The sequence below is a fragment of the Achromobacter aegrifaciens genome, assembly GCF_902859965.1.
GTDB lineage: Bacteria > Pseudomonadota > Gammaproteobacteria > Burkholderiales > Burkholderiaceae_B > Achromobacter > Achromobacter aegrifaciens.
This window is the reverse complement of record NZ_CADIKO010000001.1, coordinates 1228811-1245594: the sequence shown is the minus strand read 5'-3', so window position 1 is coordinate 1245594 and position 16784 is coordinate 1228811. Positions and strand designations below refer to the sequence as shown.

Annotated in this window: 19 protein-coding genes; 11 read left to right on the top strand and 8 right to left on the bottom strand. The window is 68.3% G+C overall.

Annotated elements, in window-relative coordinates:
• Positions 1 to 21: 21 nt before the first annotated feature.
• Positions 22 to 1239 (top strand): imidazolonepropionase, encoded by a 1218-nt coding sequence (hutI, locus tag HV793_RS05810; RefSeq protein WP_175212814.1) that lies wholly within the window; start codon positions 22 to 24, stop codon positions 1237 to 1239.
• Between the two features lie 146 nt (positions 1240 to 1385).
• Positions 1386 to 2138, top strand: a complete 753-nt coding sequence (locus HV793_RS05805) for a carbon-nitrogen hydrolase family protein (RefSeq protein ID WP_225588862.1) — start codon at positions 1386 to 1388, stop codon at positions 2136 to 2138.
• Positions 2139 to 2145: 7 nt separating this feature from the next.
• Here HV793_RS05805 and HV793_RS05800 read toward each other — a convergent pair whose 3' ends face one another.
• Positions 2146 to 3555 carry an MFS transporter gene (locus tag HV793_RS05800; protein WP_054455906.1) on the bottom strand — a complete coding sequence of 470 codons (1410 nt, stop codon included), beginning with the start codon at positions 3553 to 3555 and terminating at the stop codon, positions 2146 to 2148.
• Between the two features lie 182 nt (positions 3556 to 3737).
• Between HV793_RS05800 and HV793_RS05795 the strand changes: the two genes are divergently transcribed.
• Positions 3738 to 4715, top strand: coding sequence for a tripartite tricarboxylate transporter substrate-binding protein (locus HV793_RS05795; RefSeq protein WP_175212813.1), 978 nt, complete (start codon positions 3738 to 3740; stop codon positions 4713 to 4715).
• An 18-nt stretch (positions 4716 to 4733) separates the two neighbouring features.
• Here HV793_RS05795 and HV793_RS05790 read toward each other — a convergent pair whose 3' ends face one another.
• A complete protein-coding gene (locus HV793_RS05790) occupies positions 4734 to 5684 on the bottom strand; it encodes a LysR family transcriptional regulator (protein ID WP_175180383.1) in 951 nt (316 codons plus the stop codon).
• 129 nt (positions 5685 to 5813) lie between these two features.
• Here HV793_RS05790 and HV793_RS05785 point away from each other — a divergent pair, with 129 nt between their 5' ends.
• The 3 genes from HV793_RS05785 to HV793_RS05775 are packed head-to-tail and all read left to right on the top strand — an operon-like array spanning position 5814 to position 8776.
• Positions 5814 to 6800, top strand: a complete 987-nt coding sequence (locus HV793_RS05785) for a Bug family tripartite tricarboxylate transporter substrate binding protein (RefSeq protein WP_175212812.1) — start codon at positions 5814 to 5816, stop codon at positions 6798 to 6800.
• Positions 6801 to 6827: 27 nt separating this feature from the next.
• Positions 6828 to 8012, top strand: coding sequence for a M20 aminoacylase family protein (locus HV793_RS05780; protein WP_125470590.1), 1185 nt, complete (start codon positions 6828 to 6830; stop codon positions 8010 to 8012).
• 26 nt (positions 8013 to 8038) lie between these two features.
• On the top strand, positions 8039 to 8776 hold the full coding sequence (locus HV793_RS05775) for a phosphoribosyltransferase (protein WP_119449906.1): 738 nt from the start codon (positions 8039 to 8041) through the stop codon (positions 8774 to 8776).
• Between the two features lie 27 nt (positions 8777 to 8803).
• Here HV793_RS05775 and HV793_RS05770 read toward each other — a convergent pair whose 3' ends face one another.
• The 3 genes from HV793_RS05770 to sorA form a co-directional block, all read right to left on the bottom strand.
• The gene (locus HV793_RS05770; RefSeq protein ID WP_175212811.1) at positions 8804 to 10489 is read right to left on the bottom strand and encodes an MFS transporter; all 1686 of its coding nucleotides are present in this window, start codon (positions 10487 to 10489) and stop codon (positions 8804 to 8806) included.
• A gap of 146 nt (positions 10490 to 10635) precedes the next feature.
• Complete coding sequence (gene sorB, locus HV793_RS05765; RefSeq protein WP_054455334.1) at positions 10636 to 10980, bottom strand: SorB family sulfite dehydrogenase c-type cytochrome subunit; 345 nt, start codon at positions 10978 to 10980, stop codon at positions 10636 to 10638.
• Between the two features lie 10 nt (positions 10981 to 10990).
• The gene (gene sorA, locus HV793_RS05760; protein WP_175212810.1) at positions 10991 to 12226 is read right to left on the bottom strand and encodes a SorA family sulfite dehydrogenase catalytic subunit; all 1236 of its coding nucleotides are present in this window, start codon (positions 12224 to 12226) and stop codon (positions 10991 to 10993) included.
• Positions 12227 to 12350: 124 nt separating this feature from the next.
• Here sorA and HV793_RS05755 point away from each other — a divergent pair, with 124 nt between their 5' ends.
• A complete protein-coding gene (locus HV793_RS05755) occupies positions 12351 to 12746 on the top strand; it encodes a DUF2809 domain-containing protein (RefSeq protein ID WP_175212809.1) in 396 nt (131 codons plus the stop codon).
• Positions 12747 to 12797: 51 nt separating this feature from the next.
• Here HV793_RS05755 and HV793_RS05750 read toward each other — a convergent pair whose 3' ends face one another.
• On the bottom strand, positions 12798 to 13013 hold the full coding sequence (locus HV793_RS05750; RefSeq protein WP_054455330.1) for a hypothetical protein: 216 nt from the start codon (positions 13011 to 13013) through the stop codon (positions 12798 to 12800).
• A gap of 237 nt (positions 13014 to 13250) precedes the next feature.
• On the opposite strand from HV793_RS05750, the gene HV793_RS05745 reads away from it, so the two are divergent.
• The 4 genes from HV793_RS05745 to HV793_RS05730 all read left to right on the top strand — a co-directional run bounded on the left by HV793_RS05745 (position 13251) and on the right by HV793_RS05730 (position 15036).
• Positions 13251 to 13982, top strand: coding sequence for an iron-containing redox enzyme family protein (locus HV793_RS05745; RefSeq protein WP_054455904.1), 732 nt, complete (start codon positions 13251 to 13253; stop codon positions 13980 to 13982).
• A 72-nt stretch (positions 13983 to 14054) separates the two neighbouring features.
• Positions 14055 to 14354 carry a 2Fe-2S iron-sulfur cluster-binding protein gene (locus HV793_RS05740; RefSeq protein ID WP_054455328.1) on the top strand — a complete coding sequence of 100 codons (300 nt, stop codon included), beginning with the start codon at positions 14055 to 14057 and terminating at the stop codon, positions 14352 to 14354.
• A gap of 5 nt (positions 14355 to 14359) precedes the next feature.
• Complete coding sequence (locus HV793_RS05735; protein WP_054455326.1) at positions 14360 to 14689, top strand: hypothetical protein; 330 nt, start codon at positions 14360 to 14362, stop codon at positions 14687 to 14689.
• A complete protein-coding gene (locus HV793_RS05730) occupies positions 14686 to 15036 on the top strand; it encodes a 2Fe-2S iron-sulfur cluster-binding protein (protein WP_054455325.1) in 351 nt (116 codons plus the stop codon). Before HV793_RS05735 ends, HV793_RS05730 begins: the two co-directional genes overlap by 4 nt.
• Positions 15037 to 15123: 87 nt before the next feature.
• Here HV793_RS05730 and HV793_RS05725 read toward each other — a convergent pair whose 3' ends face one another.
• Both HV793_RS05725 and HV793_RS05720 read right to left on the bottom strand, forming a co-directional pair.
• Positions 15124 to 15843: a GntR family transcriptional regulator gene (locus HV793_RS05725; RefSeq protein WP_054455322.1), complete on the bottom strand. Its 720-nt coding sequence runs from the start codon at positions 15841 to 15843 to the stop codon at positions 15124 to 15126.
• A gap of 79 nt (positions 15844 to 15922) precedes the next feature.
• The gene (locus tag HV793_RS05720; RefSeq protein WP_175212808.1) at positions 15923 to 16666 is read right to left on the bottom strand and encodes a sulfite exporter TauE/SafE family protein; all 744 of its coding nucleotides are present in this window, start codon (positions 16664 to 16666) and stop codon (positions 15923 to 15925) included.
• Between the last annotated feature and the right edge of the window lie 118 nt (positions 16667 to 16784).

Below are 16784 nucleotides of genomic sequence, written 5' to 3'. Positions count from 1 at the left end.
GCGCGCAACAGGAGCCTACGCATGAAACAGGTCTGGCGCAATTGCCACGCAGCCACGATGGCGCAAGGCAAATACTCCGTGATCGAACGGGCCGCCATCGTCACGCGCGAGAACCGTATCGAATGGATCGGTCCCGAGGCAACGCTGCCGCCAGCGGACGTTGCGGGCGAGCATGACCTGGGCGGCGCATGGGTCACGCCCGGATTGATCGATTGCCACACCCATCTGGTGTTTGGCGGCGATCGCAGCCTGGAGTTCGAGCAGCGCCTGCAAGGCGTGGACTACGCCACCATTGCCGCGCAAGGCGGCGGCATCGCCAGCACCGTGCGCGCCACCCGCGCCGCCAGCGAGGACGAACTCTACGCCAGCGCGCGCAGGCGCGCCCTGCATCTGATGCGCGACGGCGTGACCACGCTGGAAGTGAAATCGGGCTATGGGCTGGACCTGCCCAACGAGCGCAAGATGCTCAGGGTGGCGCGGCGCCTGGGCCAGACTTTGCCGCTGACCGTCAGCGCGACCTGCCTGGCCGCGCACGCGCTGCCGCCCGAGTATGCCGGGCGGGCCGACGACTACGTCGATGAAGTTGCGCGCCGCATGTTGCCGGTACTGGCGGCCGAGGGCCTGATCGACGCGGTGGATGCCTTCTGCGAGCATCTGGCATTCACGCCGGCGCAGGTCGAACGGGTGTTCCAGGCCGCGGGTGAACTGGGGCTGCCCGTGAAGCTGCATGCGGAGCAACTGTCTTCGTTGCACGGCGCGACGCTGGCCGCACGTTATGGCGCCTGGTCGGCGGACCATCTGGAATACCTGACCGAAAGCGATGTGCTGGCAATGGCGCAGGCCGGCACGGTGGCGGTGCTGCTGCCTGGGGCGTTCTACGCCCTGCGCGAGACCAAGCTGCCTCCCATCGACCTGTTGCGCCGCCATGGCGTACCCATCGCCATCTCCAGCGACCTGAATCCCGGCACCTCGCCCGCTCTGTCGCTGCGGCTGATGTTGAGCATGGCCTGCACGCTGTTCCGCCTGACGCCCGAAGAATCGTTGGCGGGGGCGACGGCGCATGCGGCCAAAGCGCTGGGCCTGCAGGCCACGCATGGCACGCTGGAAGCCGGCAAGTATGCGGACTTCGTCGCCTGGGAGGTGCGGCATCCCGCCGAACTGGCCTACTGGATAGGCGGCGATCTGCCCAAGCGGGTGGTCCGGCATGGCGCGCTGGTCGACGCCGCAACGCTTGCCTGAAACGGGCAGATCCGGACAGGATCGCGCCCGCAACGGACGGCTTGGACCCGCGCGCGTCCGCAGTCGCCGCAGGCGGTCTACCATCCGTGGATGACGCGTTCATCCCGGAGCGCGCGATCAGATTGGATGTGGGTATGCGGATATGCATGATGGAAGGGCCGGCCGATCTGGAGCCCAAGGGCGCGACCTGGGAAGGCATCGCCGAACGCATCGGCGAGCTGGCCCCGGATCTGTTGGTGACCAGTGAAATGCCGTTCGGCCCCTGGGTGGCCGCGGACCCGCAATACGACGCGGATCGCGCGGCAGCGTCGGTGCGCATCCACGAGGCGGGCCTGGGTGCGCTGGCGGCGCTGGGAGTGCCGGCCGTCGTGTCGTCGCGGCCGGTGCATGCGGGTGGACGGCTGGCCAACGAGGCGTTCGCCTTGCAGGACGGCCGCTACACACGGCTGCACCACAAGCAGTACTTCCCGGAGGAACCGGGCTATTTCGAAGCGACCTGGTTCCATGCCGCCATGGACGGCTTCGAGGTATTCGAGGTGGGCGGCATACGCCTGGGCGTGCAGCTATGCACCGAATTGATGTTCAACGAGCGCTCGCGCGCCTACGGACGCGCGGGGGCCGAGCTGATCGTGGCGCCGCGAGCCAGCAGCGCGTCGACGCGCCGCTGGCTGACGGCGGGCGCCATGGCGGCGCTGGTGTCGGGCTGTTATGTGGTCAGCTCGAACCGAGCGGGGCGCACGGCGGCGGGGCAGGTATTCGGGGGGACGGCATTCGCATTCCAGCCGGATGGCGAACCTCTGGCGCAAACCAGCGATACCGAATCCATCGTGGTGATCGAGGTGGATCCGGCGCGTGCGCGCGCGCAGCAGTCGCAGTACCCGTGCTACGTGCGGGAATAGCGCGGCGCTAGCGCGTCGAGCCGGCCTGCGCCGGCTCGCTCGCGTCAAAGCGCAGCCGCGAAAAGCTGGCGACGCAGGCCAGCGCGGCGCACACGCAACCCAGCCACAGCGCGGCAATGGCGCCGTGCGTGCTGGAAATGTTGAAGCAGGCGGCCACCAGGGCCGCGCCCGAGGCCTGGCCCAGCAGCCGCACCGTGCCTATCATGCCGCTGGCGCCGCCGGCGCGCGAGGCCGGCGCCGACATCATGATGGCGCGCAGGTTGGGCGACTGGAAGAAGCCGAAGCCGGCGCCGCACAGCGCCATGCGCCAGCAGAGGTCCCAGACTGATGGCGAGGCCGGCATCAGCGCCATTGAGGCCAGGCCCAGCGCCAGCAGGGCTAAACCCACGCCGCCCAGGGCGCCGGCCGCATAGCGGTCCGACAGCCGTCCCGCTATCGGCGCCATGATCGCCACCACTACCGGCCAGGGCGTGATGAGAAAGCCGGTCTGCACCTGGCTGTAGCCGAGCGTGGCTTGCAGCAGGAACGGCAGCGACACGAAGGCCAGCGCCTGCGCCGCGAACGCGCACACGGCTGTGGCTGCGGACAGCGCGAACAAGGGCCGGCGCAGCAGGTCCACCGCCAGGATGGGCGCGGGGTGGCCGGCCTGCCGGCGCATCAGCAGCCACAGGCTGGCTGCGGCGATGCCCCATTCCAGCGCCACGCGCGGCCAGGGGGCGGCGTGCGCCAATTCGTTGGACCCCAGCACGAACAGGCCCAGCGTCAGGGCGCACAGCACTGCGGCCAGGCCGTCGAAGCGATGCGGCGCGCGCGCGGTCCCGGGCAGCTTGCGCAGGCCCAGCGCGAACGCCAGCAGGCCGATGGGCACGTTGATCAGAAACAGCCAGTGCCAGGATCCCAGCAGCAGGATGGCCGAAGCCACGGTCGGCCCCGCCGCGAAGGAGATGCCCACCACCATGGCGTTCAGGCCCAGGCCGCGGCCCAACAGGTGCGAGGGGTAGATGAAGCGCAGCAGCGCGCCATTGACGCTCATGACGCCGGCCGCGCCCAGGCCTTGCAGCACGCGCGCGATCACCAGCGTGGGCAAGGACGGCGCCAGGCCGCTGGCCAGCGAAGACAGGATGAAGATCGCCAGCCCCACGATATAGACTCGCCGGTGGCCCAGGATTTCGCCCAGCGCCGCGGCCGGCAGCAGGCCCGCCACCATGGCCAGCTGATAGCCGCTGACGATCCAGATGGACCCGGCATCGCTGGCCTGCAGGTCGCGCGCAATGGTGGGTAGCGCCGTGTTGGCGATGGCGGTGTCCAGGCTGGCCATGCACAGGGCCAGCATGACGGCCAGGAGCGCGCCCGGGCGTTCGGCTGCCGGCAGGCCGACGCCGGCCGGATAGACGGTATTGCGGGAGAACGAGAGCATGTACGGGACCACGGGGGGCAACGCGTCCGGACAGAGGGCCGGAAGCTGCGATCACTGATTCTAGAACGTGTTAAGGGATCCGGCCCGCGGACCGGGTGGGGAGCTGGCTTTCCTTGCAGGGCGTTTCTCCTTATCCTGCCGCCTGCGCGGCACCGGGCCGCGTTTCCAAGGAGTGGTCGACCATGCAATTTGGCGTATCCCAGCGCCGTCGCCGGCTCTTGCCGGCGCTCGCGCTGGGCGTTCTGGGCGCTGCGGCGGCAGGGCGTCTTGGGGCCGTGCCTCTGACTCGCATCCTGGTCGGCTTTCCGCCGGGGGGCGGGGTGGATGTGATCGCCCGTTTGTTGGCGCGGCAGTTGGAGGCCGGCCTGGGCGAGGTGGTGCTGGTCGAAAATCGGCCCGGCGCGGGGGGCTTGCTGGCGGCGCAGGAGCTGCTGGCCGCGCGCCCGGATGGGCATACCCTGCTGTTCACCAACGAGCACACCTTGGCCATCTTGCCGCATATCGTGGCGCAGGCCGGCTTTGCGTCGCCGGATGATTTCGCGGCGGTGGCACAGACGACCGACCAGAGCGCCATTGCGCTGGCGGTCAGGGCGGATTCGCGTTGGTTGAAGCTGCAGGATCTGCGCGGACACGAGGGGCCGCTGCCGGTGGGCGTGCCTGCGCCCGGCAGCGTGCCGGAGCTGGCCGTGGAGCTGCTGGCCGAGCGTTTCGGCGTGGCGGCCACGGCAGTGTGCTATCGCGGCGGCGCGCCATTGGTGACCGACCTGCAGGCCGGCTATCTGGCGCTGGGCCTGACATCCCTGGCCGAATTGCGGGAGCCGGCAAGCGCCGGGCGGCTGCGCCTGCTGGCGATTTCGGGTCCAGGCCGCCATGCCGATCTGGGCGATGTTCCCACCTTTGCCGAGCAGGGCTTCGCGGGACTGGAGCGCGGCGGTGTGGCCGGCTTGTTCGCGCCGCGCGGCGTGGCGCCGGCCCGCGTCGAGCAACTGCAGCAGCAGGTGGCGCGGGCGCTCGAATCGGAGGAAGTCCGCATGCAGCTGCACTTGCAGGGGTCGCGTGTGAATTTCGGCGATGCCGCCACGCTGGCGCGCAACATGAACGCGATCCATCAGGCCTGGGCCGAACGCGCCGTGGCCTGGCGTGCGCGGACGGGCGGCTGAGCGCCCGCGTCCGGCTTTCTAGGGTGTCCGGATGGCTGCGCGTTCGCGCAGCAATTGGGCCAGTTCGGCGTGGCAAAGCCGCACCGCGGCGCGGGCCTGCTGTTCGGGCGCGCGCATCATCAGGCAAATGCGCCGCGTGAGCCGCGGACGCTGCAATGGCACGATGGCCAGGCCGTCCTGCCGCTGCCCCTGCGTGTACAGGCGCGAGATCAGGCCCACGCGCAATCCCGCGCGCACCAGGCTGTAAAGCGTGTCGGTGTAATTCAGGGTGTCGGTCGCGGCCAGGTCCGAGCCCAGCTGGCGCAGCGTGGCCACGATCATTTCGTAGGTGCTGCCGCGCGACAGCACGGCCAATGGCTCCGCCTTCAAATCCTGCCAGGTCACCGCCTGGCGCCGCGCCAGCCGGTGCGTATCGGCCAGCACCGCGACCAGGTCGTCCTCGGCCACGAAAGCCGCGGCCACGCCGGGCGTGAGGCCGAAGTCCAGGCCCAGGCCAATATCCAGTTCGCCATTGCCCAGCGCGGCCATGAGTTCGTCGTTGAGGTGGTCGCTGAGGATCAGCACGATTTCGGGATGGCGCAGGCGCCATTGCGCCACCACCGGCGCCAGCAGGTGCATGGTGGACGGAATGCAGCCGATGCGCACCGTGGCGGCCTGCGTGTCCAGCAGGCGCTGCAGGTCTTCGGCGCCCTGCGTATAGCTGTTAAGCAGCCATTCGATCTGCGCGCGCGCCGCTTGTCCGGCGGGCGTCAGGCGCACATGGTGGGTGCTGCGCTCGAACAGGGCCACGCCCATCAGCGTTTCCAGCTCGCGGATGGCGGCGGACAGGGCCGGCTGGCTCAGCGCCAGGGCCTCGGCGGCGCGGCTGAAGCTGGCGTGGCGGGCCACTTCCTTGAAACCGCGCAGCTGGCGTAGCGTGGGCTGGCGGGCGGGGGCAGCGTGGCCATCGGAAGCAGGGCGCTTGGTCATAGATTTGCCTGATGAATCTATAAAAATATAGCATTTCAGTTATCACCAGGATCTGGTTAGGATGGCGCCGTCGCCCTCCTCCGCGCTGCCGGTTCCACGCGCGTTCCTCGCTCCGACCCCGCTCCTTCCATGTTCAAACGCCTGTTCCTGTTCCTGTCCGTGTCCGCGCTGGCCGCCGCGCTGTGCCTTGCCCCTGCGGCCGGCGCCGACACCTGGCCCGACGCCCGGCCCCTGACCTTGATCGTGCCGTTCAGTCCGGGCGGCAACGTCGACACCACGGCGCGCCTGGTGGCGCAAAAGCTGTCGGACCGCCTCAAGCAGTCCGTCATCGTCGACAACGTGGCGGGCGCGGGCGGCGTGCTGGGCGTGACCAAGGCCGTGCATGCCAAGCCGGACGGCTACACGCTGGTGATGGGCTTTGACGGCCCGATCAGCGTGGCCCGGCTGATCAACTCGGCCGTGAAGTACGACGCCGAAGCCGATCTTGCGCCGGTGGCGCTGGTGACCACCGCGCCCGTGGTGTTGTTGGCGCGTCCGGGCCTGCCGGTGCAGAACATGGACGAGCTGATCGCGCTGGCGCGCGAGAAACCCGACACGCTGACCTACGCTTCGTCGGGCGTGGGCACCGTGCTGCATCTGGCGATGGAGGTGATGCAGGACCAGGCAAAGGTCAAACTGGTGCATGTGCCCTACCGCGGCGGCGCGCAGATCACCAACGACGTCATGGGCGGCCAGGTGGACCTGGGCCTGCTGGTGACCACGAGCGCCACGCCGCTGGTGCAGCAGAAGAAGTTGCACGCGCTGGGCGTGACGTCCGCCGCGCGCGTGGACACGTTGCCGCAGGTGCAGGCGTTTGGCGAGACGCCGGCGCTCAAGGGCTTTGAACTCAACACCTGGACCGGCGTGTTCGTGCCGGTTGGCACCGACCCCGCCGTGGTCGAGCGGCTGAACCTGGAGCTGAATGCGGTGCTGCGCATGGACGAGGTGCAAAAGCGCCTGGCCGAAGGCGGCGCCATGCCCGGACAGGGCACGCCGCAGGATTTCGCCGCTTTCCTGAAGAAGGAAAAAGCCTTGTACGCGCACATCGTGAAGAGCGCCAACATCCAGCAGGAATAGGCCTGCCCCTTTGCAGGAAGCCATGCCATGAATACACCCCCCGTGCTGCCCGAGATCCAGGCCATCCAGGAAGAGATGGTGGCGCTGCGCCATCGCATCCACGCCAATCCCGAACTGGCCTATCAGGAGGTCGCCACGGCCGAACTGGTGGCCGAAAGGCTGGCGGCCTGGGGCTACGAAGTGCATCGCGGCCTGGGCGTGACCGGCGTGGTGGGCACCTTGCGCCGGGGCAGCGGCGCGCGCCGGCTGGGCCTGCGCGCCGATATGGACGCCCTGCCCATCCATGAGACCACCGGCCTGCCCTACGCCAGCCAGAATCCCGGCAAGATGCACGCCTGCGGCCACGACGGCCACACGGCCACGTTGCTGGCCGCGGCCCGCGCGCTGGCCGAACGCAGCCGTTTCGACGGCACCGTGCACCTGATCTTCCAGCCCGCCGAGGAAGGCCATGGCGGCGCGCAGAAGATGATTGCCGACGGCCTGTTCGAACGCTTTCCTTGCGACGCCGTCTACAGCTTCCACAACGAGCCGGGCTATCCGGCCGGCCATTTCGGCTTCCGCTCCGGCGTGATGTACAGCTCGTCCGACACGGTGATCCTGACCGTCAGCGGCGTGGGCGGCCATGGGGCCATGCCGCACGTGGCGGTGGACCCCATCGTGGCGGCGGCCAGCATCGTGCTGGCCTTGCAGACCATCGTCTCGCGCGAGATCGATCCCAACGACATGGCGGTGGTGACCATAGGCGCCATCCACGGCGGTGACGCGCCCAACGTGATTCCCAAGTCGGTGGAGCTGCGCCTGACGGTGCGCGCACGCCGCCCTGAAACGCGCGCGCTGCTGCGCCAGCGCATCACGGCGATCGCTACGGCGCAGGCCGCCGTGCACCGCGCCAGCGTCGACGTGGACTACCGCTGGCGCTATCCGCCGGTGGTCAATGACCGCGCCGCCACGCAGTTCGCGGCCGAGGTCGCGCGCGGCTGGCTGGGCGAACACCTGCTGATCCCTGACCTGGAGCCGTTGCAGGCCAGCGATGATTTCGCCTTCATGCTGGAGCAGGTGCCCGGCAGCTATTTCATCGTTGGCAATGGCGAGGGCGAAGGCGGCTGCATGGTGCACAACCCCGATTACGATTTCAACGACGACATCCTGCCGGTCACGGCCAGCTACTGGGTGACGCTGGCGGAAGCCTATCTGGCCGCCGGCGCGCGCTGACCGGCAGCCGCTATTTTCCGCGACGCATGACTGCCTCACACGACCCGATTGCCGCCGGCGCGCCGGCCTTCGACGCCACCACCGACTACTGGCAGGAGATCGTCAGCGCCGATGCGCTGGCGCTGCCGGTGGGTCCGCCCTATTCCCGCGGCTATCCAGCACGGCTGCCTGACGGCCGCTACCTGGTGCTGCCGCTGCGCGGCGTGCCCGGCGACCCTGATCGCTGCGTGGCCTCGCTGATTGCCAACCATGCCAGCCTGGAGGTGGTCGATGCCCTGGCCGGCTTCATGGCCGAGCGCGCGCGCGCCTTCAAGGCCGAGGTGGTCGTGGGCCTGCCGACGCTGGGCCTCGCTTTCGCGCCCATGGTGGCGCGCGGCCTGGGGTTCACGCGCTACGTGCCCTTCGGTTATTCGCGCAAGTATTGGTACGACGAACGCCTGGCCGTGCCGGTACAGTCGCTGACCACGCCGGATGCCGGAAAGCTGCTGTACGTGGATCCGAATCTGGCGGGCAGCCTGGCGGGGCGCCGCGTGCTGGTGGTGGACGACGCCGTCAGCACGGGGCAGACGATGCTGTCCGCGCTGGAACTGCTGGCGCGCTGCGGCGCGGAAGTGGCGGGCATCGTCGTGGCCATGTGCCAGGGCGAGCGCTGGCGCGAGCGGCTGGTGGACGCGGATGGCGCGCCGATTCCGGTGGCCTGTGCGTTCGAGTCGCCGCGCATGCGCCGCACGGCCGCGGGCTGGGCGCCCGAAACGGCCGCCTGAAGCCCGGCAGGCCCGCCGGCGCGGCGCCTACAGAGACTCCGGATCGCGGCGCAGCGAGAAGCCCTGCGCCTCGTTCATGGCCAGATAGCTGACGTTGCGCGACACCACCGGCGGCTTGTCGCCGGCGTGCAGCGCGCGCACCTTGTCCAGCACCATCTTGTCCTCCAGCGTCATGCGGTCGATCATGCGCAGGTACTGCATCCAGCTTTCCACCAGGAAGACTTCGCGCCAGACGCCCTCGCGCTCCAGGTCGCGGAACAGCTGCCATTGCTGCGCGCCGTTGCGCAACCGCATCAGGCGCAGCGGATGCGCCGCGCCGATCAGCGCGGACAGCTTTTCCTTTTCGATCAGGTACTCCACGGCGACCAGCACCGCGCCGTGCTGCGTGTTGAAGCCGACCGCGGCCATCGCCGGCTCGGTGGCGTCCGCGCGCGCCAGCGACGTGGTGTCCAGATGTTCGGGCAGCCGCGAGCGGTACATCAGCGCGACGGTGATGCCCAGCATGATGCCGGCGGTGGCCAGGGCGCCGGAAACGCCCATGGTGCCGGCGAAATGGCCCCACATGAAGGAGCCAGCCGCCAGGCCGCCGAAGATGGCCGTCTGGTACAGCGCCAGCGCGCGTGCCTTGACCCAGTCCGGCACCAGCATCTGGACGGTGGTGTTGTAGGTGGCCAGCACGCCGATCCAGCAGCTGCCGGACAGCAGCAGCGCGGGAAAAGCCACCCACAGGGTGCCGGCCAGGCCCAGCGCCAGCAGGCACGCGGCCAGGAGGGCCGCCGCCACGCTGATCAGGCCGCTCGCGCCCAAGGTCGCCTGGACCCGCCGCACCACGGCGCTGCCGAGGATCGCGCCCAGGCCCAGTGCGCCCAGCATGTAGCCGTACAGCAGGGCGCTGCCGCCTTCGTGTTCGTGCGCCAGCAGCGGCAGCAAGGCCCATAGCGCGCTGGCCGACAGACCAAAGGCGAACGAGCGCAGCATCACCACGCGGGTGACGGTTGAATGCTGGGTGTAGCGCAGCGCGGCGACCACGCCTTCCAGGATGCCTTCGGGCGGCAGGCGGCGCACGGGCAGGTCGCGTTTCCAGCGCCAGATCGCCCAGATCAGGCCGCCGTAGCAAAAGCAGTTCAGCAGGAACACCCAGGGCGCGCCCATGGCGCCCAGCAGCAGGCCGCCGATGGCCGGGCCTACCGCGCGCGCCACGTTGAAGTTGACGCTGTTCAGCAGTACCGCGCTGCCGACGTGCGCGCGCGGCACCTGTTCGCCCACGGCAGCCTGCCAGGCTGGCGTGACGATGGCGCTGCCGATGGCGATGCAGAACACCGACGCGATCAGCGTGATGGGATGCAGCAGGCCGGCAAAGGCCAGGATGGTGATGAAGACGCCGCCCGTCAGCTCCAGCAGCATGCCGGTCAGCATGACCTTGCGGCGGTCGTAGTTGTCCGCCAGCACGCCGGTCAGGATGGACAGCGCCACCAGCGGGAAGGCGGCGGCCACCTGGATCATGGCGACCATCAGCGGGCTGCTTTGCTCGGTGGTGATGATCCATGCGGCAGCGACGGATTGCGCCCAGGTGCCCAGGTTGGCGAACAGGTTGGCGATCCAGATGATGCGGAACGCCGGAAACGCGAAGGGGGATAGCGTGCTGACCTGCAGCACGGGGGCGGCTGGCGCGTCCGCGGGCAGATCGGTGTTGGCCGAAACGGGTTGCAGCATGGGGTTCTTCCGGGGCGCCGCGCGGGCGCTCCTTTCGGACGTGGTCTGGGTCGGGTAATGGTACGCCTAAGCCAGCGATCGAAGGGAGCGCGCGCGGCGCTGCGGGGCGGTCGCGCGCCGCCCCGGGGCTGCTGCAGGGAGGCCGCCTATTGCTTGGCGGCCGGGGCCGGCGCAGGGGCCGGCGGATAGGCCTGGTTCAGGTATTCCACGATCAACGGCACCTGGTCGGCGGGTATGGGGGCGCCGTAGGTGCCCACCATCTTCTTGACCTCGGCGTCCCAGAAGCCCAGGGGCATGGGCGGCTGCGACGATACGTAGTCCACCGAATGGCACATCAGGCACAGGGCCGCATGCTGGGCCCCCGCGCCGGTGCCGGAATGCAGCGTGGCGGTTTCCTGGGGCAGCTTGATTTCCAGGGCCTGGGCGGCCGGGGAGAGACAGGCGCAGGCCAGCGCGAGCGCCGGCAGGCAGCGACGGATAAGGCGGTTCATGGCGCTCTCCTCAGGCGGCGGTGACGCGGACGGCTTCGACCACGTTGCGCATGTAGCCGGCCGGGTTCCACAGCGGGTCCAGCGGCTGGGTTTCGCCGGCCGTGTTGGTGGCGCGGACCTTCAGCGTGTAGTCGCCGGCGGTCTTGGGCGTGAAATCGGCGTGCCATTCGCGGAAGGAATAACGGCCCAGGTCGCGGCCGAGCTTGGCGGCCTGCCAGGTCTTGCCGTCGTCCGACGAGAACTGGACCTCGCGTATGCCCTTGCCGCCATCGAAGGCGATGCCGCGCACCTGTACCGGCTTGCCGCGGGCGACGCGGGCGCCTTCGGCAAGGCTGGTGATGAAGCTGCGCACGTTGTAGCGGCCGATGGGGCGCGTCTTCTCCGGCGCCTTGCCCGGCGGCGTGCAGGCGCAATCATTGTCGGGAATGCGGTAGGCCTTCTGCATCCAGAAGCCGTCGAACTCCTTGTCCAGCACCTTGATGTCGGCCAGGTGCTTGACCCAGTAGGTGCCGTAATACCCCGGCACCACCAGGCGCACGGGATAGCCGTTGAGCATGGGCAGGTCGGCGCCGTTCATGGCGTAGGCCAGCATGACCTCGCCGTCCAGCGCATGGGCGGCGTCCAGCGCCTTGACGAACTCCGGCGTGCCGGGCAGCACCGGGCGGTCCATGCCCTCGAACGTCACCTGGCGCGCGCCGGCGCGGATGCCGGCTTTTTCCAGCACGCGCTTGAGCGGGATGCCCAGCCAGCGGGCATTGCCCATGGCGCCGTTGCCCAGTTGCCCCCCGCCCACGCGTGGCGCGAAGAAGCCGCGGCTGTTGCCCGAGCACTGGGTGACAGCCACCAGTTCCACGGGCTTGCCGAACTGCTGCTTCAGGTCGGCCAGCGACAGCTCCAGGGGTTTGTCCACCAGCCCGCTGACCTTGATGCGGTAGGTGTTCAGGTCGATGGCGGTGGGGATGTTGCCCAGGTGGTAGCGCACGAAGAACGCGTCGTTGGGCGTGATGATGTTCTCATTGAAGACCGCGAACGGCGTTTCCAGCTGCGGCGGGCGCGAGGTCTGGCGGATCAGGGGCCGCTTTTGCGGATAGGCGATCAGGTCGCGCTCGCCGTTGGCGAACGGCAGCGTGACGGTGGCCGGCGCCGCCAGGCTGGTCAGCGCATGGCCGGCCAGCGTGCCGGTGGCGCCCAGCGTACAGGCCTGGCGCAGGAAGCGCCGGCGCCCATTCGGGTCGGATGTGCTCATCTTGGTGTCTCCTCGTTCTTGTCAGCGCCCTGCCCCGGCGCGTTCAGACGAGCCTACGCGCGGCGGCCTGACAAATGCGTTAACGTCCGCGCTGCCCGTTTCAATTTCCGCGTTTTTCGCACCGATGACCCTGACCTTCAACAAGCGCGCCTTTGCCGCGCTGCTGGCCGTAACCGCGCTGGAAGCGCTGATCGCCACCCTGGGCGCGCGCTATCCCCTGTTGCGGGGCTTCGTGGGCGACGTGGTGGCGGTGGGCTGGGCCTATCTGGTGTATCGCAGCTTCATCCGCGCGGGCGTGCTGCCGCTGGCGCTGGCCGCGCTGTGCACCGGCTACGCGGTGGAACTGGGGCAGTACCTGGCCCGGTATTTCGGCTGGCGACTGGAGCAGCCGGTATTGCGCGTGATCCTGGGCAGCGTGCCCGACTGGTGGGACATGCTGGCCTATACGCTGGGGTTCTTCCTGGTGCTGGCGCTGGCCGCCTGGAACCGGCGGCGGGGCGCCGCGTTGCGCGGCGCCTAGGCGCTTTTCGTCTTTCTGCCCGGCCGAATCAGCCGGGCTTCCATCAGGGAATCAGCCTGCCTGGCAGACCGGCGCGTCGTCGTGCGCGTGCGCGGCGGGCTTGGCTGCGCGCAGCGGCTGCAGGCGGGCGTTGCGGAACGGCGCGAAGAGCTCGGCCCAGGACGAAGGAAACAGCGGGGTGGCGTGGCGCACGGCGTCGCGGCGGGCGTAATGCGTCAGCAATTGTTGGCCGATCGGGGCGTCTCCCAGGGGATGGCGGGTATTCATGGTATTTCCGTATTGCATTGAAAGTGTATTCATTGTACCAGTGCGTGCGCATTCCGGCCAGCCCCCGCGTGCGCACGACAAGTCATTGATCCATAAAGACTGTCCCTGGTTATTGGGCAGCGTTTGACCGATCTCCGGGATTGCCCTAGCAGTTCAAAATAGTAGACGGTATACAATGTTCAACATGCCCGGGCTTAGACCAGCCTGGAATCCTCACCAATGGACCTGGAGCGAGTCATGGCTGAACTGATGAACCGAGATGAATTCCGTACCGCGTTGGAAAACGCGATCAAGGGCAAGAGCGCCAACGCTTCGCCCTTTTCCATCGCCTGGGCAGAAGGCAAGCTCAGCCGCCAGCATCTGCAGCGCTGGGCCGAGAACCACTACCACTACGTGGGCCCGTTCGCCGACTACCTGGGCTATCTGTACGCCCGCACGCCCGATTCCTACACCGAGGCCAAGGACTTCCTGCTGGCCAATATGTATGAAGAGGAAATCGGGGGCGACCGCCACACGGATCTGCTGATCCGCTTTGCCGAAGCCTGCGGCACCACCCGCGAACGCGTCACCAACCCCGACAACATGTCGCCCACCACGCGCGCCCTGCAAAGCTGGTGCTACGCCGTGGCCATGCGCGAGGACCCCATCGTGGCGGTGGCCGGGCTGGTGGTGGGCCTGGAATCGCAAGTGCCGTCCATCTACCGCAAGCAGACCCCGACCCTGCGCGAGAAGTACGGCTTCACCGACGAGGAAGTGGAGTTCTTCGACCTGCACATCGTGTCCGACGAAATCCACGGCGAACGCGGCTACCAGATCGTGCTGGAGCACGCCAACACGGTGGACCTGCAGCAGCGCTGCCTGAAGATCTGCGAGATCGGCGCGCAGATGCGGCTGCTGTACACGACCGCGCTCTACACCGACTACGTGCAGCAGGAAATCACGCTGCCCGAACTGGGCCTTGCCGCCTGAGCACACCGCAAGGCCGTCTGGCGCTTTCGTGCCGGACGGCCGCGGCCCCGCAGAACCCAGAGCAGAGTATCCATGCCTACCATCGTGTTTCATAAGGGCGGCCAGACCTACACCGACGTGGTGAAGGACAACACCAACCTGGTGGTGCGGGCCGGCATCAAGCAGTTTCCGTATCCGCATCTGCGCTACGAATGCGGCATGGGCAAGTGCGCAAAATGCGCCTGCCGCGTGCTGGCCGGGGCCGAGCATCTGCCGCCGGTGAACTGGAAGGAAAAAAAGCAGCTGGGCGAACGCATCGACCAGGGTTACCGGCTGGCGTGCCAGCTCTGGCTTACCAGTGATATCGAGCTGGTCCAGGACGTGGAGGCGTAGCGGCAATGGACCCGGTATACGTCATATTGACCACCAAGCCCGGCGTATTCCGCACGGAAGCGGACGATGGCGCGGTGGATATCCTTGAAACCTACGATTACGCGTTCTACGGCCGCGCGCTGGCCGTCTACCGCATCGCCCGCCTGCATGGCGACACCAAGCTCATCGTCACCGAGGAAACGCCGCCCTACGTGGTGAACCGCGTGCCCTCCAAATTCCTGGAGAAGTTCGCGTCGGTGGAAGCCGCCCGCAAGGAACTGGCCCACCTGACGCGCTTTGGCAGCATGGAATCGACCTTGACGCTGCGCTCCGGCGCGGTCGCCGCGGAGCACTGAACAACATGGTCCAGATCACATTCATCTCCAATGGCGGCAAGGTCGCCACGGCGCCCGAGAACAGCAATCTGCTGCGCGTGTCGCTCAAGGAAAAGGGCGGCATTCCCTTCAAGTGCGGCGGCGGCCTGTGCGGCACCTGCAAGTGCCGTATCGAGGAAGGGCTGGAAAACACCGACGCCATCAAGCCGAAGGAGCGCAAGCATCTGCGTCCCGAAGACTTCGAGGCCGGCTACCGCATGGCCTGCCAGACCTTCGTCAATGGCGATGTGAAGGTGTCGTGGGTGATCCAGAACGGCAAGGGCGTGGTGGTCGGCGCGGCGTCCGATCCCGTGGAAGCGGCGACCTGAGGGCTGCAAGGCCCTGGCCGACCGGCGCTGGCTCCTGGCCGCGCGGCCGGCTCGGTGTGATGAGTTTCAGGCGCGGCAGGCCCCCGTTCAGGCCACCGACGCGTGCGGCTGCTGCTGGGCTTCCGTATAGGCCTTGGCGGCGTTATGCACGTGCTGGCTGGCCAGCAGCGCGGCCAGGTCGCCGTTGCCGGCGATGACGGCGTTGAGGATCTGCGAATGCTCATCCCAGTTCTGCTTGGCGCGCAGCATATTGCTGGGCGCGAACAGCAGCGCCGTACGGTCGCGCAACGAACGCATCAGGTCGGTCAGCACCACGTTGCCGCCGATGGTGGCCAGCATTTCGTGGAACTGGGAATTCAGCGCCAGGAACTTGTCCAGCTGTTCGCCGCGCGCCGCTTCCGTGCCTTCGCGCAGGAAGGCCTGCAGGCGTTCCACGGTTTTCTCATCGCGGCGCTGCGCCGCGAGCTTGGCGTTCAGGCCTTCCAGCGTGGCGCGCACCTCCACCATGTCGTAGGCGACGGCGTCGGACAGCACCGACACGGACGCGCCGCGGCGCGGCTCGATGGTCACCAGGCCCTCGGCGGCCAATGCGCGCAGCGCTTCGCGCACGGGGATGCGCGAGACGCCCATTTCCTCGGACAGGCGGCCCTCGACCAGGCGGTCGCCGGGCGTGAACTCGCCGCTGAGGATGCGCTCGCGCAGCTTGTCGCGGATGACGGCAAACAACTGCGGATGCTGCTCGCCGATCTTCAGCGAGGCGGAATGCTGCGTTGCTGCGGCTTGCGGGCTGACGGGTGAGGTTGTCATGGCGAGCAGGTTTGGCTTAATGGATACAGTCTCCATTGTATTACCGGGTGTAGCTGCATGGCTTGGGGGGCGCACCGCATCACTGTCCCCAAAAAGCCTTGGCCAGTACGCCCAGCGCGCCCAAGGCGCATACCGCCAGCAGCACGCCGCGCACCGCGCGCGGCGGCAGACGGTGGCGCAGCCGGTTGGAGACCGCAAAACCGGCCAGCAGGAAAGGCGCCAGGCTGAGCGCCAGTCCGGCGTGATAGCCCGTATACCGCTTGGCCCATGCCAGCATGGCCAGCGAGAAGATCGATCCCAGGAACAGCACCATGCCGAGCGTGGCGCGCAGGCGCGGCGGCGCCGCGTGCTGCATCACGATGGCGATGGGCGGCGCGCCCACCGAGGTCATGGTGCCCATGATGCCCGAGGCCACGCCCGCGCCGGACACGCGTCCGGGCGTGGCGGAAAAGTGCAGGCCGGCCGCGCTCAGCGCCACGGCCACCAGGATCAGGGCGGCGAACAGCACCCCCAGCGCCTGCGGCGCGAAGCGCGTCATGGCGTAGATCGCGATCAGCGTACCGACGGCGCGTCCCGCCAGCGCGTAGGACACCGAAGGCCAGTCGATGGCGGCCCGCTCGCGCAATGCGGTCAGCAGCGAAATGAAGCCGCCCAGCGTCAAGAGCGGCCCCGGCGCCAACTGCGGAAAGAACATGGCCGCCACCGGCGCGGCGAACATCGCGAAGCCCACGCCGCCCACGCCCTGCGCGATCGCGGCGCCGAACACCACGGCGGCCATGGTGGCGTACTGCAGAAGATCGGGATACGGCAGGGAGGATGGCATGCCTGGAGTAGTCTTTAATATGTATACGATAGTCTATCCAGGATTTTTCCGAATTTCATGAAGTGCTTCAAAAACTAGGGTAATCCCCTGATTTTTCGGCGCTATTCATGGATTTTTC

Bases quoted from the DNA above. Each gene is read 5' to 3' on its own strand.
- HV793_RS05770 (WP_175212811.1), bottom strand. From the start codon at position 10,489: ATGCTGCAACCCGTTTCGGCCAACACCGATCTGCCCGCGGACGCGCCA.
- HV793_RS05745 (WP_054455904.1), top strand. From the start codon at position 13,251: ATGGCTGAACTGATGAACCGAGATGAATTCCGTACCGCGTTGGAAAAC.
- sorA (WP_175212810.1), bottom strand. From the start codon at position 12,226: ATGAGCACATCCGACCCGAATGGGCGCCGGCGCTTCCTGCGCCAGGCC.
- HV793_RS05725 (WP_054455322.1), bottom strand. From the start codon at position 15,843: ATGACAACCTCACCCGTCAGCCCGCAAGCCGCAGCAACGCAGCATTCC.
- HV793_RS05805 (WP_225588862.1), top strand. From the start codon at position 1,386: ATGATGGAAGGGCCGGCCGATCTGGAGCCCAAGGGCGCGACCTGGGAA.
- HV793_RS05780 (WP_125470590.1), top strand. From the start codon at position 6,828: ATGAATACACCCCCCGTGCTGCCCGAGATCCAGGCCATCCAGGAAGAG.
- hutI (WP_175212814.1), top strand. From the start codon at position 22: ATGAAACAGGTCTGGCGCAATTGCCACGCAGCCACGATGGCGCAAGGC.
- HV793_RS05775 (WP_119449906.1), top strand. From the start codon at position 8,039: ATGACTGCCTCACACGACCCGATTGCCGCCGGCGCGCCGGCCTTCGAC.
- HV793_RS05735 (WP_054455326.1), top strand. From the start codon at position 14,360: ATGGACCCGGTATACGTCATATTGACCACCAAGCCCGGCGTATTCCGC.
- HV793_RS05785 (WP_175212812.1), top strand. From the start codon at position 5,814: ATGTTCAAACGCCTGTTCCTGTTCCTGTCCGTGTCCGCGCTGGCCGCC.
- HV793_RS05750 (WP_054455330.1), bottom strand. From the start codon at position 13,013: ATGAATACCCGCCATCCCCTGGGAGACGCCCCGATCGGCCAACAATTG.
- HV793_RS05800 (WP_054455906.1), bottom strand. From the start codon at position 3,555: ATGCTCTCGTTCTCCCGCAATACCGTCTATCCGGCCGGCGTCGGCCTG.
- HV793_RS05790 (WP_175180383.1), bottom strand. From the start codon at position 5,684: ATGACCAAGCGCCCTGCTTCCGATGGCCACGCTGCCCCCGCCCGCCAG.
- HV793_RS05755 (WP_175212809.1), top strand. From the start codon at position 12,351: ATGACCCTGACCTTCAACAAGCGCGCCTTTGCCGCGCTGCTGGCCGTA.
- HV793_RS05740 (WP_054455328.1), top strand. From the start codon at position 14,055: ATGCCTACCATCGTGTTTCATAAGGGCGGCCAGACCTACACCGACGTG.
- sorB (WP_054455334.1), bottom strand. From the start codon at position 10,980: ATGAACCGCCTTATCCGTCGCTGCCTGCCGGCGCTCGCGCTGGCCTGC.
- HV793_RS05720 (WP_175212808.1), bottom strand. From the start codon at position 16,666: ATGCCATCCTCCCTGCCGTATCCCGATCTTCTGCAGTACGCCACCATG.
- HV793_RS05795 (WP_175212813.1), top strand. From the start codon at position 3,738: ATGCAATTTGGCGTATCCCAGCGCCGTCGCCGGCTCTTGCCGGCGCTC.